This window comes from Arthrobacter sp. UM1, from assembly GCF_020483305.1.
GTDB lineage: Bacteria > Actinomycetota > Actinomycetes > Actinomycetales > Micrococcaceae > Falsarthrobacter.
Genome location: NZ_JACWAB010000008.1, coordinates 15,938 through 36,149 on the forward strand (window position 1 = coordinate 15,938; position 20,212 = coordinate 36,149).

Genomic DNA, 20,212 nt, shown 5'->3' on the forward strand with positions numbered 1-20,212 from the left:
CCGGAGTCAAGCATTTTTGTGAAACGTCCATTACATGAGAGGGGTTGCCTCGTCAGGCAGGAGTCCCCGCACCCAGGTGTCTACATACGTCGACATTCCATCATGTCTACGAACCTAGACTTTCTAGGATGTCTACGATCGTCTACATTGATGAATGTCGATATTCCTCGACACCCGCCTGCTCGACCCCCTGGAGGAGACGTGTCCCGTTCCGTCCGCACAGCGCGCGAGCTCGGCGCCGTCATCGTGGACGCCCGGCACCATCACGGCCTGACGCAGCAGCAGCTGGCCGAGAAGGCCAGGGTGTCCCGCAGCTGGCTCATCGGCGTGGAGCAGGGTCAGCGCAAAGGCGCCGAGCTGAACAAGATCCTCGGCCTGCTCCGGACGCTCGGAGTCTCCCTGAGCCTCGAACTGCCCCCAGAGGACAGATCTGACGCAGAAGCGTCCGCGCAGGACGCGGCGACTGTCTTCGGACCGGAGGTCACGGAGGCTTTCAAGGACTACGTCCGGGAGTGGGCGGCTCCCTCCAAGATCACGGTTGAGCTGGAACGCCGCAGGCAGGAAAGACTCGCTCAAGGGGCGGGCCCCAGTCCTCACATCGCGGGCTCGGCGTCCACCCCGCAGGAAGGCTGAAGCCCCTTCACATGCCAGTGCACCCGGATCGTTCGGTTCTGGGGCCAGAATCCGAACGATCCGGGTGCACAAGGGCGGTCAGCGGTGCCTGGGCGGGGGGGGGGCTGAACCCCCGGCCGCTCTACAGCCGGTCCTCGGCCTCCGCGTCGTCGGCCTCGGACTTGAGGCGGTGCGGCTTGTTCGGCGAGTAGCGCCGCTGCAGGTACCCCGCCGCCTGGGTCCGGAGCTTCGGGAAGAACAGGTATCCCACGGCCCACGAGACGAGCAGCGCCACGACGGCGGCCATGATCACGCCCACCTTCAGGTACGCGCAGGCGAGGAAGACGACGACGGCGACTCCGAACCGGAGCAGCGTGAACTTGATGAACGGCATGGGACTCTCCTGGGGATCTGCCAGCCGGTCTACTTCAGGCCCGAGTAGGAGTGCAGGCCGGAGAAGAAGACGTTGACGACGGCGAAGTTGAAGATGATGCACGCGTAGCCCACGATCGAGAGCCACGCGGAGCGGACGCCGGTCCAGCCGCGGGTGGCCCGGGCGTGGAGGTACGCCGCGTACACGGTCCAGATGACGAACGTCCAGACCTCCTTGGTGTCCCAGCCCCAGTAGCGGCCCCACGCCTTGTCCGCCCAGATGGCGCCGGCGATGAGCGTGAACGTCCAGAGGATGAAGGCCACGATGTTGATGCGGTACGCGAGGTTCTCCAGCGCGAGGGCGGAGGGGACCTTCCTCAGGACGGGCATGGTGTCCTTGCCGGTGGCGTCGATCTTCGCGGCACGGCGGGACTGCAGCAGCTGGAGGACCGCCATGGCGAACGTCAGCGTGAAGAGCGAGGACGAGAACACCGCGATGGACACGTGGATGACGAGCCAGTAGCTCTGCAGCGCCGGCACGAGGTTGCCCACGGGCGTGGGGAAGCCGATGGCGGCGGCGCAGAGCATGAGCGTGACGAGCCCCGTCACGAACGTGCCGAGGAAGCGCAGGTCCTTCTTGACGAGGGCCGCGAGGAACACGATGGCCACGATGAACGCGCCGGAGGTGCAGAACTCGTACATGTTGCCCCACGGCACGCGGTGCACGGCGATGGCGCGGCTGATGACGGCGGCGCCGTGGATGAGCGCGCCGATCACCATGACCGCCACGGCGGCGCGGCCCTGCGGCCTCAGCTCGCCGCGCGTGTAGTTCATCTCCGAGTCGGCATACTGTCCGCCCGCGGGGAGCGCCGCGGAGCCCCCTCCCCCGGTGGCCCCGCCGACGGCGACCGCTCCCGTGCCCGCGCCGGTCGCCACGGGCCGGGCGGCGGCGGACTTGGCGAAGTCCAGCGCGAACATGATGAAGGAGACGGCGTAGCTGGCCGCAGCGAAATAGATGAAGTACTCGGCGTACTGCCCGAGCTGCTCGTTCACCGGTGCGATCATGCGCGATTGTCCGTTTCGTCAGTGGTGGCGGCCTGCGTGTGCGCCTGGGGGCCCGCGGGGAACGCCTTCTCCAGGAGCTCCCGCACGGCCTTGCCCTCGTGGGCCAGGCGCGGATCCTCGCCGCGGGCCAGCAGGCCGTAGGCGACGGCAACTGTTCCATTCTCCCCGTCCCGGAACGTCACCCACAAACGACGGCGGGCGATGAACAGGGACGCGATGAGGGAGAAGAACGCGAGGCCCGCGAAGACGGCCGCCAGACCCTGGCCCGGGTCGTGGTGCACGTCCACGGCGATGTACCGCTTGAGGCCCGAGAACTCGATGCTGCCCTTGCCTCCCGGGAGCTTGGCCGTCTGGTTGGGCTTGAGCACGATCCCGTTGCCCTGCTTGCGGCTGTTGAGCTCCTTGAGGCTCTTGGTGTCGAGAACGTACACGTTCTGCGGCTTGCCCTTGTCCAGCCCCAGGTCCCCCTCATACGAGTTGAGGGTGAGCGTGGGCGCGTACGGGTCCGGGTCCGCGGAGTAGGAGACGTTCTGGGCGTTGCGCGCCGTCGTCGGCAGGAGGAAGCCGGAGAAGGCGAGCTGGGACGGCTGGGCGTCCGGCACCTTGAGGACGAACAGCGAGGTGTACATGCCGTCCTGCGAGACAGCGACGGCGGGCCCCTGGTAGGACACGTCCCCCTTGCCGTCCTTGACCGTGACGATCGGGGCGTAGCCGTTGCCCACGAGGTAGACCTGGTCCTGGCCCATCTTGAGGGGCTCGTTGACCTTGAGGGCCTGCTTCTTCTCCTGGGAGCCGTAGTTCGTGGTGACGTCCGCGCGGAAGTCGAGCGGCTGGCCGTAGTGGGTCTTGGACTCGCGGTCGAACTGGACGTGGAACTTGTCCAGCCGGATGGAATACGGCGTCAGCTTCTCGTCCGAGAACCGGCTGCCGGGAGAGAACGTGTCATAGGAGACGAGCGTGTTGACGAACGTGTCCCCCTCCACGATGATCCGCTGGCCCTTGTATCCGTACAGGCCTCCGATGGCGACGGCGATGAGCACGCCCACGAGGCTCACGTGGAAGACGAGGTTGCCGAGCTCCTTGAACAGTCCCCGCTCGGCGCCGACCGAGGCCGGGCGGCCCTCCGCCGCGGGGCGGACGTCCACGCGGTACCCGCGCTTCTTCAGGGCGTCGGCGGCGCGGCGGGCGGCGTCGTCGGCCCCCTCGGGAGCGGAGAGGGAGAGCTCGCCGTGCTCGGGCAGGCGGGCGAGGTTCGCGGGAGTCCTCGGCGGCTTCGAGCGCCAGTGCTTGTAGTGCACGCGGGCGCGCGGGATGACGCAGCCGATGAGGGAGACGAAGAGCAGCAGGTAGATCGCCGAGAACCAGTAGCTCGAGAAGACGTCGAAGAACTGGAGCTTGTCCAGCACCGGGAACACGTCCGGGTGGTCGGCCTTGTACTGGGTCACCTTCGTGGCGTCCACGGAGCGCTGCGGGAAGATCGAGCCCGGCACGGCGGCCACGGCGAGCAGCAGGAGGAGGAACAGCGCCGTGGACATGGACGTCAGCTGGGTCCAGAAGAAGCGCAGCCAGCCGAGGACCCCGAGCCTGGGCTGGGCGACGTCGCGGGAAGCGTGAGCCATCGTCGAGAGATTCCTTAGATCGGGGCCGTGTATTCGGAGACGAACCAGTTTTGCAGGGCGTTCATCCAGTCTGTCCACCAGCCGAGCGCCATGAGCAGGCCGAGGAGCACGAGCAGGACGCCGCCCGCCCGCATGATCGCCGCGCGGTGCCGGCGCAGGGCCCTGATCCGGGCGAGGCCCCGCCGGACGCCGAAGGCGATGACGATGAACGGGACGCCGAGGCCCAGGCAGTACGCGAGCGCCAGGAACGCGCCGCGGCCCGGGTCCGTGCTGCCCGCGCTGGACATGGCGAGGACCGCCGCGAGCGTGGGGCCGATGCAGGGCGCCCAGCCCAGGCCGAACGTGGCCCCGAGCAGCGGAGCGCCGATGAGGCCCCGCGGCGGCTGCCACCGCACCTTGGCCTCCCCCTGCAGCCACGGGATGACGCCCATGAACCCGAGGCCCAGCACCATGACGAGCACGCCGAGCAGGCGGACGATCCAGTCCCCCTCCCCCTTGAGCCAGAGGAAGACCTGCCCGAACACGGCGCCCGCCAGGACGAACACCGCCGAGAAGCCGAGGACGAACAGCGCCACCGCCGGCACCACCCGGGACTTCCGCCCGGAGTCCAGCTCCTCGCCGGAGAGCCCCGTGACGTAGCCGAGGTATCCGGGCACGAGCGGCAGGACGCAGGGCGAGAGGAAGGAGACGAGGCCCGCCAGGGCCGCGACCGGCGCCGCCACGAGCAGCGAGCCGTCCCGGACGAGCTCGGCGAAGCCGTTGCCCGCGGACGCGCCCACGGCGCCGAGGAGGGGGTGGAGCACGGTCATCACGCGCTACGGAAGGTTGGACTTGATGAGGGTGGAGAGCGTGCCCTTGTCCGCGATGCCGAGGATGCGGGCGGCCACCCTGCCCTCCGGGTCGATGACGAGCGTGGTGGGGACGGCCGTGGGCGGCACGAACTTGGACATGGCCATGAGGACCTTGCCCTCCAGGTCCCGCACCGAGGGGTAGGAGATCTTGAAGGTGCGGTCGAACGCGTCCGCCGTGGGCTTCTCATCCCGGACGTTGACGCCGAGGAACTCCACCTTCTGGCCCTTGAACTCGTCCGCGGCCTTCTTGAGCGTGGGCGCCTCGCTGCGGCACGGCCCGCAGGCGGCGTACCAGAAGTTCATGACGAGGACCTTGCCCCGGTAGTCCTCCGCCTTGACGGTCTTGCCCGTGAAGAGGGGCGCCTCGAAGGAGACGGGCTCGCCGCGCTTGTCCTTGCCGTACTCCTCGATGGAGCCGTCACCGGCGATGTAGTTCTTGCCGTCTCCGGACCGGGCCTGCTTGGCCAGGTCAGACTTCTCTCCGCACGCGGCCAGCGGAAGCACGAGCGCGGCGGCGGCGACCCCGAGGGCCGCACGGCGGCTGCGCTGGGGGCCGGACGGCACACGGCGGTCCTCGGGCAGACGGAAGGCAGGCATACCCTCCAGTATGCCAACCCAATCTGAGAACTCACTCACCGGGGTCAGCCCTCGCGGGCTCTCGCCCTCTGCGTCAGGCTCCCGGGATGCTCGCGGCCCCGTTCGTCAGCTCCCGGTTCGGCTCGTCGTAGCGGACGCCGGTCAGGGCCCCGTCCGCGAAATCGAAGCTCGTCACCGAGGTGAGCGAGCACTCCCGCTGCCGCGGATCGTGCCAGAGGCGCTTGCGCTCCGCAGACAGGCGGGCCATCCAGATGGGCAGCTGGTGGCTCACGACGACGGCGGCCACCCGCGTGCCCGGCTCCCTCACCCCGGCGGCGCGCTCCGCGCTCTCGCGGGCCGCGTCGATGGCCCTCGCCATCCGGGAGGCCTGGGACGCGTAGGACTCGCCCCACGAGGGGCGGAACGGGTTCCAGAGGAGCGGCCAGTACCGGGGGTTGCGCACGCGGGAGGTCATGCCGCTGAGGCCCTGGAAGCTGTTGCCGGCCTCGATGAGCCGCTCGTCGATGTGGACGGGGAGGCCGAGGGCGCGCGCCGTCGGCTCCGCGGTCTCCCGCGCACGCTCGAGCGGCGAGGAGACGAGGTAGGTGATGTGCTCCCCCTGCGCCGCAAGCATCATGAACCAGTCCGCGGCGCCGTCCGCCATCCGGCGGCCGAGCTCGGAGAGGTGGTAGTCCGGCAGGCGCCCGTAGAGGATGCCCTCCGGGTTGTGGACCTCGCCGTGGCGCAGAACGTGGACCGTGGTGCGGAGCTGGTTCGTCATGGACACGAGTCTGCCAGGTTCGGGGCGCAGTTCGCTGGGCTTTCCGGCGGGTGCGCCGGCCGAGGCGTCGTCACCCGCCCCCGGATCAGGCCGGGTCGGGCCCTGCTCAGCCCTGCCGTGCGGAGAGGAGGCGGCGGAAGCGCACCGGGTCGATCACCCAGAAGTCCCGCGGGACGCCGTCGATGACGAGCACCGGGATCTCTGCCGCGTGCCGCGGGCCGAGCTCGGGGAAGTCCTCCACGCGGGCCTCCAGCGGGGCCAGGCCGAACTCGGCCGAGACCTCCTCCACCACGGGCTTGGCCTGGGCGCAGGCGGTGCAGCTCGCGCTCGTGACGAGGACCACGGGCCCCGCCTTGAGCGGATCGGCTGCGTCAGAGGGAACGGCGTCCACGGATTCTCCTCGGTCGGGGGCCCGGCGGCGCGGGCGCTCGGCGCTGCCCACGGGATGGGGCGCGCAGGCTGTGCGGCGGAAGGGATGGAACAGGTCAGCGGAGACAGCAGAGGCCGGCCTCCCGTGAGGAGAGCCGGCCCTGCTCAGACGAGCGCCTCGAGCGAGGCGCCGCGTCCTACTTCTTGTTGCGGCGCTGGTGGCGCGTCTTGCGGAGAAGCTTGCGGTGCTTCTTCTTCGCCATACGCTTGCGGCGCTTCTTGATCACAGAGCCCATGCGGTTCCTCACAAACTAGTCGGTGCCGGCGGCCCGGGCTGCGCGGCGCAGCCGTGCTCGGCACGCTCGGATTCGCTCTCGCGAAACGAACAATGGTCCACGTCCGGGTTGCCGCTGTGGCGTTAACCCTTTGGACACCCGACTTTCGAGCATACCTTTGAAACCCGGCTGGGAGCGAATTGCCCTCCGGCGCGGGTCACGAGCCGGGTCAGCGACCGTTCCGCCGGCGGGCCAGCCGGGAGAGGCCCGCGAGGTTCTGGAGGAAGGAGGGCGCCCCATCCGCCTGGGCCTGCTGCCCCGGCGTCTGCGGAGCGGCCGGACGGACCGGGCTCGATCCCCCGTGGGCCGCGGCCGCCGCCGCAGGCGGTGCGGGCTGCGCGGCGGCAGCGTCGTCGTCGTCCGCTCCCCCGGAGGCGGCCGGGAGGTCCGTCTCCGTGAGCGCGGTGGGGACGGGATCGGGGCGGACGGTGAGGTCCTCGTGGAGGGCGCCGGCGGGCTTGGCGTTCGCCGCGATCTCGCCGGACCACGTGCTGAGGAGCGTGAAGGCCTCCCGCGAGACGCGGTAGAGACGGCGCTGGGCGTCGGGGCGCATGAGGATGACGCCGGCCTCGCGCAGGATCTTGAGGTGCTTGGACGCGGCCGGCTGCGAGATGCCGACGATCTCCACGATCTCCGTGACGGACAGCTGCTCCGAGCCGAGCGCGTCCACGATCCTCCGCCGCGTCGGCTCGCCGAGGCTGCCGAGGATGCTCTCGAGACGCGCGTGAGTGGAAATCCGTTCCGTCATGGATCCAAGCCTATCGAGCCGGTCCGCTCGCGCCGGGAAAGGGCGGACGTGATGTCAGCCGGGCTGCTCGCCAGCCCGGCCGAGGCCTCGTGGGCCGGGCGTCAGTCGAGGCGGCTGTCAGTCGAACCAGGGGTCCAGCCCGTGCAGGGGCAGGACCTCCTTGCGGGTGGCCATGATGGCGCGATCCACGGCGTCGTTCGGGTCGTAGCCCACCTCCCACGAGCGCCACCACGTGTCCGCGTCCTCGCCCATGAGCTCGGGCGCATCCTTGCGGTACTTCTCCTTGACGTAGTCCCGCCAGGACTGCGGCGTGGGCTCCGAGACCCCGATGGGCGCGCCGGCGACGACGCCGCACAGGTGGCTCCACACCCGCGGGGTCGTGTTGACCACGTCGTACCCGCCGCCGCCCGTGGCGATCCAGCGGTCCTCGCAGAGGTCGTGCGCGAGCCCCGCGATGGAGATGGCCGCCATCCGCTGCGCGTCCACGCTGACCCGCAGGTTGGAGAGGGGGTCCTCCGTGTGGGCGTCGCAGCCGTGCTGGGAGACGATGACCTCCGGCTCGAACGCCCCCGCCACCTGCGGGACCACCGCGTGGAACGCCCGCAGCCAGCCGGAGTCCGAGGTCCCCGCCGGAAGCGCGATGTTGACGGCCGTGCCCGGGGCGTCTCCCCCGCCCGTCTCGTAGGGGAAGCCGCTGCCGGGGAAGAGGGAGACCGTCATGACGCGGGGGTCGTTGAAGAAGATCGACTGGGTCCCGTCACCGTGGTGCGCGTCCACGTCGATGTAGAGGACGCGCTTCACGCCGGACTCGAGGAGCTGGGCCACCGCGCCCGCTGCGTCGTTGTAGATGCAGAAGCCCGAGGCCGCGGAGCGGGAGGCGTGGTGCATGCCGCCGGCGAAGTTGACCACGTGCTTGGCCTTCTCCGAGGCGATGAGGTCCGCCGCCTGGACGGATCCGCCGAAGATCGTGGCCGCTGCCACGTGCATGTCCGCGAAGGCCGGGTTGTCCATCGTCCCCAGCCCCCGCTTCTCGTCCGAGCGGCGGGGGTCCGCGCTGACGAGCTGGACGGCGTTGATGTACGCCGCGTCGTGCACCAGCTCCAGCTCCCCGTGCGAGGAGGTGTGCGGGCGGGCGCGGGTCACGTTGGGGAGGTCGAAGACCCCGAGGTCGTAGGCGAGCCGGGCGGTGAGGTCCAGCCGCATCGGATGCATCGGGTGCCGGTGGGCGAACTTGTAGCGCAGCAGCGAATCCGAGTAGACGATCGAGGTGGGGACCGCCGGATACGCGAAACCCGTGGGACTGTACATGTCGGACAGGCTACGCTAAGGGCTGGGGTCTGTGGATCCCGGCCGACGACGGCGAGGCGCCGGAGCGGCCGCGGCCAGCCCTGCGAGACGCCCCGTTCCCCACGGAAAGCCCACCGATGACCCCGTCCCTGCGAGGAGCCGCATGCTGACAGACGACTCGCGCCAGCGGGCGGCGACGTCGACAGCCGTCGCGGCGCCTGCGCGGCCTCAGCGCACCGTGCTCTCGAGCTTCGTCTCGAGCCGGAACCTCATCGAGTCGGCCATCAACTCCTCCCCGGCCCGGCTCGCGATCATGGCGTTCATCCTCATCGTGCTGCTCTTCACGACCCTGCTCATGCTGCCGGCCTCGTCCCGGACGGGCTACGTGACGCCGCTGCACGACGCGATGTTCACCGCTGTCTCCGCGGTCTGCGTCACGGGGCTCACGGTGGTCTCCACCGCGGACCACTGGTCCGGGTTCGGGCAGGCCGTCATCCTCCTCGGCATCTTCATCGGCGGCCTCGGCACGCTGACCCTCGCCTCGATCCTCGCGCTCATCGTCTCCAAGCGGCTCGGCGTGCGCGGCAAGCTCGTGGCGGCCGAGGCCATGAACTCGAGCAGCCCGCTCGGCGAGGTGGGCACGCTGCTGCGCACCGTCATCGCGGTCTCCATCTCCTGCGAGGGCGCCATCGCCCTGTGGCTGTTCGTCCGGTTCCTCACGCTCGGGGAGTCGCTGCCGGACGCCGCCTGGCACGGCGTCTTCTACGCCGTCTCCACGTTCAACAACGCCGGGTTCACGCCGCACTCGGACGGACTCATCCCCTACGAGTACGACCTCTGGATCCTCATCCCCATCATGATCGGCGGGTTCATCGGCTCGCTGGGCTTCCCCGTCCTGCTCGTGCTCATCCAGAAGCGCCTCGCGTTCCGCCGGTGGAGCCTCCACGCCAAGCTGACGGTGCAGATGAGCCTCGTGCTCTTCGCCGTCGGCGCCGTGCTCTGGGGGCTCATGGAGTGGGACAACAACCGGACCATCGGGCACCTCAACCCGTTCGACAAGTCCGTCCACGCCATGTTCGCCTCCGTCATGGCCCGCTCGCTCGGCTTCAACATCGTGGACATGAACCACCTCAACTCGGACACGATGGTCCTCACGGACATGCTCATGTTCGCGGGCGGCGGCTCGGCGTCCACGGCGGGCGGCATCAAGGTGACCACCATCGCCGTCATGTTCCTCGCGATCCTCGCGGAGGCGCGCGGCGACCAGGACGTCAAGGTCTACGGCCGCACCATCCCGCCGGGGGCCATGCGCGTGGCCATCTCGGTCATCGTCATGGGCGGCACCATCGTGGCCGTGGGCACCCTGCTCGTCCTGCGCATCTCGGGGCAGAGCCTGGACCGGGTCCTCTTCGAGGTCATCTCGGCGTTCGCCACGTGCGGCCTGTCCACGAACCTGTCCGCGGAGCTGCCGCCGAGCGGCAAGTACGTCCTCACCCTGCTCATGTTCTTCGGCCGCGTCGGCACCGTGACGCTGGCCGCCGCGCTCGCCCTGCGCGAGCGCCGGGCCCTGTACCACTTCCCGGAAGAGAGGCCGATCATTGGCTAAGACCCCGAAGACCGAACGCGAATTCGACGGCCCCGTCCTCGTCATCGGCCTCGGCCGGTTCGGCGCGGCCACCGCTCAGCAGCTCGTCAAGCAGGGCCGCGAGGTCCTCGCGATCGAGCGGGACCAGGAGCTCGTCCAGAAGTTCTCCGGCCTCCTCACCCACGTGGTGCAGGTGGACGCCACCAACATCGAGGCCCTGGAGCAGCTCGGCGCCCAGGAGTTCACCTCCGCCGTCGTCGGCGTGGGCACCTCGATCGAGTCCTCCGTGCTCATCACCGCGAACCTCGTGGACCTCGGCGTGGAGCACATCTGGGTCAAGGCGATCACGCCGTCCCACGGCAAGATCCTCACCCGCATCGGCGCGAACCACGTGGTCTACCCGGAGGCGGACGCGGGCACCCGCGCCGCCCACCTCGTGGGGCGCCGGCTCCTGGACTTCATCGAGTTCGACGACGGCTTCGCCATCGTCAAGATGTACCCGCCGCGCGAGGTCCGCAGCATGACGCTGGCCGAGTCGCAGATCCGCCGGAAGTACGGCGTGACCGTGGTCGGCGTGAAGTCGCCGGGCCAGGACTTCACCTACGCGCAGGCGGACACGTTCGTGGCGGGCGACGACACGCTCATCGTGGCCGGCCAGGTGCAGCTGCTCGAGCGGTTCGCGGCGCAGGTCTGACCGGCCGGTCCGCTTCCGCCTCTTCAAACGCTTGTGCACCCCCTGGTGTCAGGATTCGAGGGAAATACTGACACCAGAGGGTGCACAAGCAGGCGAACCGGGTGCACAAGCCGCCTGGGCAGGCCCCCGGCCCGTCCGGGGCCGGTCCGCCCCTACTCCCCCTCGGAGAGCTCCTTCTCCATCGCGGCGGCCCGCTCGGACGCGGCCCGCTGGCCGGCGGCGATGGCCTCGCGCATGCCGGCGTCGTCGAAGGACGTGATGGCCTTGTCCGTGGTGCCGCCCGGGGAGGTGACGGCCTTGCGGAGGGCGGCTGCGTCGTGGTTGGCCCCGAGCATCGCGCCCGCGCCGCGCACGGTGAGCGCGGCGAGCTTCTTGGCGAGGTCCTCGTCCAGGCCGAGCTGCGCGCCCGTGTCCGCCATCGCCTCCGCGAGGTAGAACGCGTAGGCCGGGCCGGAGCCGGAGACCGCGATGAGCGCGTTGATCTTCTCCTCCGGGATGCGGACCACCTCGCCGGCAGCCCCCAGGATGGACGCCACGGCGGAGACCTGCGTCTCGCTCGTCTTCGAGTTCTCGGAGAGGGAGAGGACGCCCATCTGCAGGGTGCTCGGGGTGTTCGGCATGCAGCGCACGATCGCCGCGTCCGGCAGGGCCTTCTCCATCATCGCGATGGTCACGCCTGCGGCCACGGAGACCACCACGGTGTCCTCGTCCACTGCGGGCGCGATCTCCCGGCAGAGGTCCACGATCCCCTTCGGCTTCACGCCGAGCACGACGACGTCGGCCCATTCGGCGAGCTTCCGGTTCGCCTCCTCGTCCTCGCTTGCCGCGAGCACGGTGAGGCCGGTCTCCTCGGCGAGGGCGGCCGCGGACTCGCGGGAGTTGGTCGTGGCGCGCACGGACTCGGCCGGGAACCCGGCGGAGAGGACGCCGCGGAGGATGGCGCCGTTCATGTTGCCGGTGCCGAGGAAGGCGATGTTCTTCGAGGTGCTCGTATCGGTGCTCATACTGCGAGTCTGTCCCACTGGCGGCGAGCACGCCACCTGCTCCCGCGCTCCGGCGCCGGAATTCCGCTGGGAGCATGCTGAGACTTCGGGGAACACCCCGTGAACGCAGCGGGGATATCTGGACGCGCGCTCCGTGGATCCGGCCTCCGAAGGCCCAGACGGCCGGATTTCCCAGGAAGCGCCCACACTCCGCTTGGCTGTGCTGAAGGATCGGCTCCTAGAGTCGAAGACGCCTCATGGAGGTGTGAGTGATGAGTCGCCGGGACGGTTGGAGAGCCGCCCGGCAGAGCAGGCCCGGACGGACCGGTTGAGAGAACCCGGTCCCCGTCCGGGCCTTCTCATGTCCGCGGGGGTCAGACCCGCGCCGTCTCCTTCCCGGACCGGCTCACGTCCGGGCGGGCCAGCGGATGCGCCGCGGGAAGCGGGCCACGGTGCTCTCCCGGTGGGAGATCGCGAGCACCGTGCAGTCCAGCGCGAGCACCGTCTCCAGCAGGTCATCCTCCGTGCGGCGATCCAGGGCGGCCGTGGTCTCGTCGAGCACGAGCAGCCCCGGCTCCAGCAGCAGGGCGCGGGCTAGCGCGGCGCGCGCCCGCTGTCCCCCGGAGAGCGAGCCTCCGCCCTCGCCCGTCTGGGTCTGGAGCGGAAGGGGAAGGCCCGCGGCCCGGAGGGCGTCCTCGAGCATCGCGTCCGTGGCCTCGGGCCGGGCCAGGCGGAGGTTCTCCGCGAGTGTCCCGTGCAGCAGCCCCGCCTCCTGCTCCACGAGCTGGACGAGCCGCGCCCTCTCCCCCGCGGGCATCCCCGTGGGCGAGGCCGCCGAGCCGTCGGGCAGAAGGAGTCGGACGGCGCCGTCGTCGGGCGCCCAGAGCCCGGTGGCCAGGTGCGCGAGCGTGGACTTCCCGGACCCCGAGGGCGCGGAGAGCGCCGCCTTCTCCCCCGGCCGCAGGAGCAGGTCCGGGAGGGGAACGGGGGTGCGGCCGTCGTAGGAGAAGCCGACCCCGACGGCCTCCAGCCCCACGGGCCCGGCGGGCGCGGAGGCCGACGGCGTCGTCGTCGCCGCAGCCCCTTCGCCCGCCTCCGAGACGCCCTCGGGGACGCCCTCGGAGGCGAGGCGCTGCCCCTCGGCCACGCGCCGGGCGCTCGCGCGCAGAGGCTGGACCTGCGCCGTCACGGCCACGGCCTGGGAGAGCGGGGCGAGCACCGCGAGCGCCCCCGTGGCGAGGCACGGTGCCCAGACGGCCGGCAGCCCCTCGACCCGGAAGGCCACGAGGAGGACCCCCACCACGGTGAGGCCGGCGACGGCGTCGCGGAGGTCGTCGCCGAGCTGCTGCCAGCGGCGGAGGCGGGCGTCGAGGGCGTCGCTCTCGGCGGCCGCGCCGAGGACGGTCCGGCGGGCCTGCTCGGCCTGGCCGAAGACGAGCACCTCCCGCGTGCCGGCGAGGACGTCCAGAACCCGTTCGGAGAGACCCGCCGCAGCCTCCTGGCGCTGCTCCCCGAGCCGGTGGGACGTGCGGCCCGCGAGCCAGGACACGAGCACCACCGCGGCGAGCGAGCCCGCGCAGACGAGCCCCAGCCGGAGGTCCGCCGCGAAGGCCGCGGGCAGGGCCGCCCCGGCGATGATGAGCGCGGAGCCGATCTGCGCCACGGTGTGCGCGTAGAAGAACTCGAGCTTCTCGATGTCCCGCATGGCCGTCCCCGCGAGACGGCCCGTGTGGACGCCGGCGCGGGAGGGCACGCCGCGGGCGAACCCGTCGAAGAGGGACATCCGCAGGACCGCGAGGACGCGGTAGGCGATCGAGTGGGAGACGTCCATCTCGTGCCACGTCAGGAGGGCGCGCAGGAGCACGAGGGCGGGCAGGGCGGCGATCCAGGCGGGACCGTCGAGCCTCCGCTCGAGGACGGCGGTGGCCACGATGTGCGCGGTGACCACCGCGAGGGCCGCGAGCGCGAGGCTGCTCGCGAGGCTGACGGCGAGGGTCCAGGCGATGCCCCGGCGCTCTCCGCGCAGGGCGGGGACGAGGGCCGCGAGGTCCGAGACGGTTCTCATGCGAGCCTCCCTTCGGCCAGAACGGTCCGGGTCTCGGCGGCGGCGAGCGCCTCGGGCCGGTGGGCGATCATGAGGACGGTCCGCTCCCGGGCGGCCCGGCGGAGGGCCTCGAGGACGGCGGCGGCCGAGGCGTCGTCGAGGGCGCTCGTCGGCTCGTCGAGGAGGAGGGCGTCCGCGCCGGAGAGCAGCGCGCGGGCGATGGCGAGCCGCTGCCGCTGCCCGCCGGAGAGCCCGAGGCCTCCCTCCCCGAGGACGGCCTGCAGGCCGCCGGGGCGGGCGCGGACCTCGCCGGCGAGGGCCACCTCCTCCAGGGCCTGCCACAGCTCGGCCTCGCTCGCATCCGGGGCGTCCGTGCGGAGGGTCTCCGCCACGGTGCCGGGGAAGAGGACGGAGTGCTGCGCGACGACGCCGAGCCGCTGCGGCGCGGTGACCGTGCCCTCCCAGGGCTCGAGCAGGCCGAGGAGGAGGTCCGCGAGGGTGGACTTGCCCGCGCCGGACTCGCCCTCGAGGGCGTGCAGCCTCCCGGGCTCCCAGGCGGCGCTCGCCCCGCGGAGCACGGGGGCGCCGGGCTCGTAACCGAAGACGAGCCCCTCGGCGCGCAGGCCCCGGGCGGGGTCTCCGAGGACGCGGCGTCCGGCCGGGGCGCTGGCCCTGACAGGCCCGTCCGTCTGCGAGGCGCCCTCGCCGGAGGCGCCAGGCGGGGACGGTCGGAGCGCCGTCGTCGTCGCCCCCGCCGCCTCGAAGGAGGAGAGGGCCGAGAGGCCGAGGTAGCCGGCGTGCCACTGGGTGGCGAGATCGCGGACGGGGCGGAAGGCCTCGCTCGCGAGGACGAGCACCGCGTACGCCCCCGCGGGCCCCGGCGCGTCTCCGCGCAGGGACTGGACGGCGGCGAGCAGGGCGGCGGCGCCGAGGCCGGCCTGGATGCCGAGGTCGGTCAGGGCGGTGTCCGCGAGGGAGACGCGCATGGCCGCCACGGTCCGGGCGTGGAGGGCCCGCGAGCGCTCCTCGAGCCGGGCGCGGACGCGGCCCACCGCCCCGAGCGAGCGGAGGGAGGACATGGAGCGGAGGGACTCGAGAACGTCGGCGCTGAGGCTCTCGTAGGTGTCCCAGTGCTGCTCGCCCGCGGCGGCGAGGCGGGAGCGCCACCACCGGGGGCCGAGCACCGCAAGCGCGAGCCCGGCGAGGACCGCGAGCCCGGCCCACGGGTTGAGGACCGCGAGCACGATGACCACGGCCGGGCACAGGATCCACACCTGCAGCGCGGCGGGGATGTAGCGGCTGAGGTACGCGTCCAGCCCGTCCACGCCGTCCGTGAGGGCCAGCCGCCGCGCGCCGAGCCGGGCGTCCGAGGAGTGCAGCGCCCCGGGCGCCACGAACGCGCGCAGGAGCCTCTGCCGCATCTCGGCGCGGGCGGCGTCCCCGAAGGCGGCGGCGCGGCGCGCCACGGCCTGCCCCACCGGAATGCGCACGACGACGGCCGCCGCGAGCCCCCAGAGGAACACGGGCCGGCCGCTCAGGGCGAGCGCGAGACAGAGGGCCTGGGCCCAGAAGAGGAGGGTCCGGGCGCAGGTGAGGGCGGTGAGCACGGCGCAGTCGCGGCGGTGCCCGGCGGTGAGGTCCCACATGCGGCCGTCCACGATCCGGCGGATGCCCGCGTCCGCGAGCGCGGCGAGGCGGGTCATCGGGCGCCTCCCGGGGCCGGGAGCGCCGTCCTGCTCGCCGGGGCCCAGGCGAGGGCGTGAAGGAGGACCGGGCCGCGGGCTGCCTCCTCCGGGGATACCGTGCAGCCGGAGACCGGGCGGGCCTGGCGGCCTGCGGCGAGCCCCTCGAGGAGGCTGCGGGCGGCCCGGGTGTGGACGTCCCAGACGCCCTGCCGGGTGGGCGCTCCGTGGAAGAGCTCCACCTCCTCGCAGAGGTCCAGCCAGTGCTGGTCCGCGAACCGGGCGCCGAGTCCGGGATGCGGGACGGCGCTCTCCTGAAGAGTGCGAGCCGGAGCAGTGCAGGCCGGGGCGGTGCGGGCCGGGGCGGGCCGAGCCGGGGCGACGAGCTCTGGGGGCTGCGGCGAGCGGCGGGAGGCGAGCAGGCGGAACACGCCCTCGCGGGCGGCCGTCTCTGCGGAGGTCCCGGCGGCGAGACCAGCGGCGAGGTGGACAGTGAAGGAGCAGACCTCCTCCTCTCCGGCCGCGCGCCAGGGCCCGGCAGGAGCGGAGGGCGTCTCGTCGGAGGAACGGGCGCTGTCCGCGCTTCCCGGCTCCCCGGCCCCGCCCGCGAGCCGGAGGTCCCGGATCCCGAGCGCTGCGTCGGCGAAGGTCGCGGCGTAGGCGGCGTCCGCGAGGACGAGGGCGGGGGCTCGGTGGCCGTACGTCGCCCGCGTGCGCTGCTCCAGGGCCGTCAGGGTGATGCGCACCGTGCCCTCCTCGACTGAGGGCGGAGTCCAGCCGGGGGCCTTTCGGCGCGCGAGCTCCTCCCACGCTGCGGAGGCGAACCGCCGCCAGCCGCCCGTCTCGGGGTTCGCCACGAGGTGCTCCCCGGGCAGGTCCACGTGCCACTGGAGCGGGTAGCGCCCTCCGGCGGAGGGGACCCAGCGGCGGCGGACGCTCGTGGGCCGGCCCGCCGCGTCCGTGTGGAACTCGGCGCCCCAGGCACAGCCCTCGACAAAGCGGAGGGCCTGCGCAGAATGATCTGCCTGGGCGGGCGCCCCGTCGGCGGGAACCTCGCCGGCTCGCGCGTCGACGCCCGGGCGGAAGCCCCGAGGCACGTGTTCCGCGCCCAGCGCGGCCCAGTCCCCCTCGCGCGGGCCCGGCGGACCCGGCGCGGGCAGCGGCCTGTCCTCGAAGCAGCTCAGCATTCCCTCTCCTCTCACATGTGCGGCGCCGGGGCCAGGAGCAGGTCCTCCGGGCCGCCGGGCACGCGCCAGCCCCGCTCCTGCGCCGCCTGCCGGTAGCGCGGCATCCCGTAGTAGCCGAACGCGGCCGGCGCATTCGGCACCAGGCCGGGGACGATCACCCGCGCCACCGCGAGCCCGGTGGGCCGCACGTCCGGCGTCGTGAGGTCCTTGACGATGACGGAGCGGCCGCTCGCCGCGATCCGCCGCCGCAGCTCCTCCGGGGGCACGTCCGGCACGTCCTCGATCCGGACCGTCCGGCCGCCCGGGGCGCTCCACCGGCGTGCGAGCGAGTGCAGGCGCTCGTCCTGCCAGACCTGCACGTGCGCGCCGAGGTCCCGGACGCGGCGCATGTGCTCCCCGGCGGAGTCGAGGTAGCGGCCGTCCGCCCGGTGCTCCAGGTGCAGCCCCTTGGCCATGAGCCCGGCCTCGATCGCCTCGAAGACCCAGCCGTCCGCCTCCGCCGTGCCCTTCGTGTAGATCCATGTGTGGACGGCCTCGAGGACGGCCTTGCGGGCGGCCTCCTCCGCCGTCGGCTTCGCGGCGAAGCCCGCCGCGAAGAGTCCCGTGGCCGGGTCGCGGACGAGCGCCGCCATCGCGGGCGCGAACTCCGAGGGCATGACGACGACGCTCCACTCCAGATCGCACCCCCGCATCGCCTCGGCCACGCCGGGCAGGGAGGCGGGGTCCACGGCGTCCGCGGGGCCGTCGAGGTGCCACCAGACCTCGAGGGCGTCCCGCTCCGCCACCTCGTAGAGGGCCCGGCTCACGGCGTCCTCGAGCCCCTGGCCCGTGGCGATCCCCGCATAGTTGAGGTGGTGCACGCGGGGCAGGTGCCGCCAGCGGCTCAGCCTCCAGTTCAGGTAAACGAGGCTCGCGGGGACGAGGACGTCCCGCTCGCCGCCGTCGGGCAGCCGCTCCCGGCAGGGCGCCCACAGGGCGGGGGTGTCCTCGGTGAGGTCCTCGTACTCGAATCCCTCGCGCTCGAGCTGCCAGGGCGCGAACCGCGGCAGGCCTTCGAGCTCCACCACCTCGCGGCCCTGCTCCCGCAGCTCGCGGCGCGTGCCCTCGGGCAGGTCCTCCGGCAGGAGGTTGCCGCAGTAGCGCTCGCACGCCTCGGCGACGGCCGCGATCCTCGCCTGCTCCCGGTCCCCGAAGGTGGTTCCGAGCGAGACCCGGTCCGCGGGCCACTCGCCGAGCCGGCGGGCGTCCGCCACCTCGGCCGTGAGGGAGACGTAGGCGTCCGGGGCGCCTTCGGGGCGCAGCACTTCGCGGACGCGGCGGATGATTCCGGTGTGCTCGTCGACGAGCGAGTCGAGGGGCCAGTGCGTCATCGGTGTCCTTCCGTGGTGATGAGCCGTCCGCCCTCGGCGCGGAGGCGGACGGTGCGGGCGGGGTTCCGGGCCCAGCGGCGCACGACCCCCATGAGGCCGCCTGCCGGCCGCAGCGCCTCCCGGTCCGGGTGGCCGGGCGGGAGGCCGCCGGCGAGCGTGTGCCCCCACGGCCCCCAGAGCGAGGAGACGGGTCCGCCCCAGGCGGCCTCCAGCTCACGGGTGTGGTCCGCGAAGAAGTCCGCGTCCCCGCCGACGGCGAGGAGCGGGTGGACCGCGTTCCCGTACCGCTCGGCCGGCGGCACGCGGGGCGAGGACCAGAGGGCGCGCCAGCGCTCGTCGTCGAACACGGCCTCGGGGCCCTCCCGCTCGGCGAGGGCCGTCAGGCGGTCCAGCTCGCTTGTCTGAAGGCCGGGCTCGGAGCGCCGGCCGAAGCCGTGCTCGGCCCACCAGCCGATCCGGTCCCGGATGTGCGGGGTGCCGTCCGCGGCGTGCGCGGTCTCCCACCGTCCGAGGGCGGGGACCATGGCGACGACGCCGACGACGCCCGGCGCTCTCCCCCACGCGAGAGAGGTCTCCAGGGCGCAGTGGGCGCCGTAGGAGGATCCGGCGAGCAGGATCCCGGAGCCGCCGAGGCCCTGGGCGGTCAGGGCGACGAGCGCCTCGGCGCCGTCCCGCCCCTCGCGGGCGTAGGGGTCCCACACGCCGTCCGAGGAATAGCGGCCGCGGACGTCGAGCACGGCGGCGGTCCACCCCGCCGCGGCCCAGGACCGGGCCTCCGGCAGATGGCGGCTTGCGCCGTAGGGGGTGCGCAGGAGCACGAGCCTCCCCGGGTTCGCGGCCCGGACGAGGAGCCCGCGCAGCACGGCCCCGTCCTGAAGCTCGGCGTGCAGGGGCTCAGCGTGCAGGGGCTCGGGCTCACGCGGCTCCGCCTCTCGCGCCGCGGGCGCGCTCACGCCCCGAGGGCCGCACAGGCGGCAGGAGCGGGGGAGGCAGCAGAAGGGGCAGCGGGAGCGGCCGATCCTGCCTGGCCGGGAGCCCCAGGGCTCACGGGCTGGGGCACGTCCGGCACGGGCACCACCGGGTGGCGGCTCAGCCTGCCCGTGGCGAGATCCGCCCGGACGGCGTGCGGGCCCGCAGGGTCGTCCAGCGCTTCTGCGATCCAGGCCAGGGCCAGGGGCAGCAGTGCCGCCTCGAGCAGCACCTCGCCGGCGGGCCCAGGGCCGTGGGGCCCGGTCAGAGGGTCCCACCCGCGGCTCTCCTCGCGGGCGAAGGCCTCCGGGGCGCTCGAGGCGGCGAGGCGGCGGCGCATGAGGTCGCGGACCGTGGCGCGCCGGGCTGCGCCGGACGCCGTCAGCGGCATCGCCCAGAGGACGCCCTGCTCGCGGAAGACGCCGATCCCCGCGTCTTCCACGCCGCGGTCCAGACTGCGGGCCCAGGCGTCGAGCTCGTCGGCGTCCTCCCGGTCCAGGAGACCCCGGACGCGCAGCACGCGGGCGGGCCGGCCGTCGTCGTTCCCCGGAGCGCCAAGGGGATCGCTCCCCGGAGCGCCGCGGAGAAGGGCCCCCGCCAGGGCGTCGAGCCGCAGAAGCGTGCCCGCGGGCAGCCCTTCGGCGTCGATGCGGCCGAGGGCGGGACGCCGACGGGCAGCGCGCTCGGCGAGGGCGGACCGGAGGGTCTCGGGGTCGCGGGCGGCGGGGCCGAGGCGGAGGAAGGCGCCGTCGTCGGCGCGGATGACGTCCGGGGCGGGGTCGGCGGCGGGAGCGTCGGCGGACTGGGCGGCGGGATGTGTGGTGCGGCGGGGCGCCACGGCGGCCTCCTCGGCGGTCTGGCTGGCGGCGGACGGGGTCAGGAACGGGGAGAGCGGGCCCCCGCAGAGTGCGAGGGCCCGCCCCATCCCCATGCGGAGGCCGTTACGCCTCGAAGGGGTTCTCCACGAGAGCGTTGCTGTGCGACGCGGAGAGATGCGCCAGGTGCTCGGTTTCCTCGACTTCGCGGATGACATCGTTCGACATGATGTCCACCTTTCATTTCGATTCCTGTCCGGGCCTGGCG

21 protein-coding genes are annotated in these 20,212 nt (G+C 72.8%); 3 read left to right on the forward strand and 18 right to left on the reverse strand.

Annotated elements, in window-relative coordinates; translation table 11 throughout:
• Positions 1-201: 201 nt before the first annotated feature.
• Entirely contained in the window at positions 202-633 is a 432-nt protein-coding gene (locus H9I38_RS09230; RefSeq protein ID WP_226338533.1) for a helix-turn-helix domain-containing protein, read from the forward strand.
• 121 nt (positions 634-754) lie between these two features.
• Here the strand turns inward: H9I38_RS09230 and H9I38_RS09235 are convergent, their stop codons facing one another.
• The 10 genes from H9I38_RS09235 to H9I38_RS09280 form a co-directional block, all read right to left on the reverse strand.
• Complete coding sequence (locus H9I38_RS09235) at positions 755-1,006, reverse strand: DUF4229 domain-containing protein (RefSeq protein ID WP_226338534.1); 252 nt, start codon at positions 1,004-1,006, stop codon at positions 755-757.
• A 29-nt stretch (positions 1,007-1,035) separates the two neighbouring features.
• Positions 1,036-2,049, reverse strand: coding sequence for a c-type cytochrome biogenesis protein CcsB (gene ccsB / locus H9I38_RS09240; RefSeq protein ID WP_226338535.1), 1,014 nt, complete (start codon positions 2,047-2,049; stop codon positions 1,036-1,038).
• Positions 2,046-3,668 (reverse strand): cytochrome c biogenesis protein ResB, encoded by a 1,623-nt coding sequence (locus H9I38_RS09245; RefSeq protein ID WP_226338536.1) that lies wholly within the window; start codon positions 3,666-3,668, stop codon positions 2,046-2,048. The genes ccsB and H9I38_RS09245 overlap by 4 nt, the downstream gene beginning before the upstream one ends.
• A gap of 14 nt (positions 3,669-3,682) precedes the next feature.
• Positions 3,683-4,471 carry a cytochrome c biogenesis CcdA family protein gene (locus H9I38_RS09250; protein WP_226338537.1) on the reverse strand — a complete coding sequence of 263 codons (789 nt, stop codon included), beginning with the start codon at positions 4,469-4,471 and terminating at the stop codon, positions 3,683-3,685.
• A 12-nt stretch (positions 4,472-4,483) separates the two neighbouring features.
• Entirely contained in the window at positions 4,484-5,116 is a 633-nt protein-coding gene (locus H9I38_RS09255) for a TlpA family protein disulfide reductase (RefSeq protein WP_226338538.1), read from the reverse strand.
• A 73-nt stretch (positions 5,117-5,189) separates the two neighbouring features.
• A complete protein-coding gene (locus H9I38_RS09260) occupies positions 5,190-5,876 on the reverse strand; it encodes a histidine phosphatase family protein (RefSeq protein ID WP_226338539.1) in 687 nt (228 codons plus the stop codon).
• A gap of 106 nt (positions 5,877-5,982) precedes the next feature.
• On the reverse strand, positions 5,983-6,267 hold the full coding sequence (locus H9I38_RS09265) for a glutaredoxin family protein (RefSeq protein ID WP_226338540.1): 285 nt from the start codon (positions 6,265-6,267) through the stop codon (positions 5,983-5,985).
• A gap of 175 nt (positions 6,268-6,442) precedes the next feature.
• Positions 6,443-6,541 carry a 30S ribosomal protein bS22 gene (locus H9I38_RS09270; protein ID WP_003792170.1) on the reverse strand — a complete coding sequence of 33 codons (99 nt, stop codon included), beginning with the start codon at positions 6,539-6,541 and terminating at the stop codon, positions 6,443-6,445.
• A gap of 208 nt (positions 6,542-6,749) precedes the next feature.
• Positions 6,750-7,328 (reverse strand): ArsR/SmtB family transcription factor, encoded by a 579-nt coding sequence (locus H9I38_RS09275; protein ID WP_226338541.1) that lies wholly within the window; start codon positions 7,326-7,328, stop codon positions 6,750-6,752.
• A gap of 117 nt (positions 7,329-7,445) precedes the next feature.
• Positions 7,446-8,636, reverse strand: coding sequence for an acetoin utilization protein AcuC (locus H9I38_RS09280; protein ID WP_226338542.1), 1,191 nt, complete (start codon positions 8,634-8,636; stop codon positions 7,446-7,448).
• Positions 8,637-8,778: 142 nt separating this feature from the next.
• Here H9I38_RS09280 and H9I38_RS09285 point away from each other — a divergent pair, with 142 nt between their 5' ends.
• The gene (locus H9I38_RS09285; protein ID WP_226338543.1) at positions 8,779-10,221 is read left to right on the forward strand and encodes a TrkH family potassium uptake protein; all 1,443 of its coding nucleotides are present in this window, start codon (positions 8,779-8,781) and stop codon (positions 10,219-10,221) included.
• Positions 10,214-10,894: a potassium channel family protein gene (locus H9I38_RS09290; protein WP_226338544.1), complete on the forward strand. Its 681-nt coding sequence runs from the start codon at positions 10,214-10,216 to the stop codon at positions 10,892-10,894. The genes H9I38_RS09285 and H9I38_RS09290 overlap by 8 nt, the downstream gene beginning before the upstream one ends.
• A gap of 152 nt (positions 10,895-11,046) precedes the next feature.
• Here the strand turns inward: H9I38_RS09290 and proC are convergent, their stop codons facing one another.
• From proC to amiA, 8 genes are all read right to left on the reverse strand, one after another.
• Positions 11,047-11,898 carry a pyrroline-5-carboxylate reductase gene (gene proC, locus H9I38_RS09295; RefSeq protein WP_226338545.1) on the reverse strand — a complete coding sequence of 284 codons (852 nt, stop codon included), beginning with the start codon at positions 11,896-11,898 and terminating at the stop codon, positions 11,047-11,049.
• A gap of 385 nt (positions 11,899-12,283) precedes the next feature.
• On the reverse strand, positions 12,284-13,942 hold the full coding sequence (locus H9I38_RS09300; RefSeq protein WP_226338546.1) for an ATP-binding cassette domain-containing protein: 1,659 nt from the start codon (positions 13,940-13,942) through the stop codon (positions 12,284-12,286).
• Positions 13,939-15,624 (reverse strand): ATP-binding cassette domain-containing protein, encoded by a 1,686-nt coding sequence (locus H9I38_RS09305; RefSeq protein ID WP_226338547.1) that lies wholly within the window; start codon positions 15,622-15,624, stop codon positions 13,939-13,941. Before H9I38_RS09305 ends, H9I38_RS09300 begins: the two co-directional genes overlap by 4 nt.
• Positions 15,621-16,790: a hypothetical protein gene (locus H9I38_RS09310; RefSeq protein ID WP_226338548.1), complete on the reverse strand. Its 1,170-nt coding sequence runs from the start codon at positions 16,788-16,790 to the stop codon at positions 15,621-15,623. The genes H9I38_RS09305 and H9I38_RS09310 overlap by 4 nt, the downstream gene beginning before the upstream one ends.
• A gap of 11 nt (positions 16,791-16,801) precedes the next feature.
• Positions 16,802-18,160 carry a YcaO-like family protein gene (locus H9I38_RS09315; protein WP_226338549.1) on the reverse strand — a complete coding sequence of 453 codons (1,359 nt, stop codon included), beginning with the start codon at positions 18,158-18,160 and terminating at the stop codon, positions 16,802-16,804.
• A complete protein-coding gene (locus tag H9I38_RS09320; protein ID WP_226338550.1) occupies positions 18,157-19,113 on the reverse strand; it encodes a CocE/NonD family hydrolase in 957 nt (318 codons plus the stop codon). The genes H9I38_RS09315 and H9I38_RS09320 overlap by 4 nt, the downstream gene beginning before the upstream one ends.
• Positions 19,110-20,060: a hypothetical protein gene (locus tag H9I38_RS09325; RefSeq protein ID WP_226338551.1), complete on the reverse strand. Its 951-nt coding sequence runs from the start codon at positions 20,058-20,060 to the stop codon at positions 19,110-19,112. The genes H9I38_RS09320 and H9I38_RS09325 overlap by 4 nt, the downstream gene beginning before the upstream one ends.
• 10 nt (positions 20,061-20,070) lie before the next feature.
• Complete coding sequence (gene amiA, locus H9I38_RS10830) at positions 20,071-20,172, reverse strand: streptamidine family RiPP (protein ID WP_264177567.1); 102 nt, start codon at positions 20,170-20,172, stop codon at positions 20,071-20,073.
• Positions 20,173-20,212 lie beyond the last annotated feature (40 nt).

Excerpts from the sequence above, each read along its gene's own strand:
- H9I38_RS09235 (WP_226338534.1), bottom strand. The coding sequence starts at position 1,006 with ATGCCGTTCATCAAGTTCACGCTGCTCCGGTTCGGAGTCGCCGTCGTC.
- ccsB (WP_226338535.1), bottom strand. The coding sequence starts at position 2,049 with ATGATCGCACCGGTGAACGAGCAGCTCGGGCAGTACGCCGAGTACTTC.
- H9I38_RS09245 (WP_226338536.1), bottom strand. The coding sequence starts at position 3,668 with ATGGCTCACGCTTCCCGCGACGTCGCCCAGCCCAGGCTCGGGGTCCTC.
- H9I38_RS09255 (WP_226338538.1), bottom strand. The coding sequence starts at position 5,116 with ATGCCTGCCTTCCGTCTGCCCGAGGACCGCCGTGTGCCGTCCGGCCCC.
- H9I38_RS09260 (WP_226338539.1), bottom strand. The coding sequence starts at position 5,876 with ATGACGAACCAGCTCCGCACCACGGTCCACGTTCTGCGCCACGGCGAG.
- H9I38_RS09270 (WP_003792170.1), bottom strand. The coding sequence starts at position 6,541 with ATGGGCTCTGTGATCAAGAAGCGCCGCAAGCGTATGGCGAAGAAGAAG.
- H9I38_RS09275 (WP_226338541.1), bottom strand. The coding sequence starts at position 7,328 with ATGACGGAACGGATTTCCACTCACGCGCGTCTCGAGAGCATCCTCGGC.
- H9I38_RS09280 (WP_226338542.1), bottom strand. The coding sequence starts at position 8,636 with ATGTACAGTCCCACGGGTTTCGCGTATCCGGCGGTCCCCACCTCGATC.
- H9I38_RS09285 (WP_226338543.1), top strand. The coding sequence starts at position 8,779 with ATGCTGACAGACGACTCGCGCCAGCGGGCGGCGACGTCGACAGCCGTC.
- proC (WP_226338545.1), bottom strand. The coding sequence starts at position 11,898 with ATGAGCACCGATACGAGCACCTCGAAGAACATCGCCTTCCTCGGCACC.
- H9I38_RS09300 (WP_226338546.1), bottom strand. The coding sequence starts at position 13,942 with ATGAGAACCGTCTCGGACCTCGCGGCCCTCGTCCCCGCCCTGCGCGGA.
- H9I38_RS09305 (WP_226338547.1), bottom strand. The coding sequence starts at position 15,624 with ATGACCCGCCTCGCCGCGCTCGCGGACGCGGGCATCCGCCGGATCGTG.
- H9I38_RS09310 (WP_226338548.1), bottom strand. The coding sequence starts at position 16,790 with ATGCTGAGCTGCTTCGAGGACAGGCCGCTGCCCGCGCCGGGTCCGCCG.
- H9I38_RS09315 (WP_226338549.1), bottom strand. The coding sequence starts at position 18,160 with ATGACGCACTGGCCCCTCGACTCGCTCGTCGACGAGCACACCGGAATC.
- H9I38_RS09325 (WP_226338551.1), bottom strand. The coding sequence starts at position 20,060 with ATGGGGATGGGGCGGGCCCTCGCACTCTGCGGGGGCCCGCTCTCCCCG.
- amiA (WP_264177567.1), bottom strand. The coding sequence starts at position 20,172 with ATGTCGAACGATGTCATCCGCGAAGTCGAGGAAACCGAGCACCTGGCG.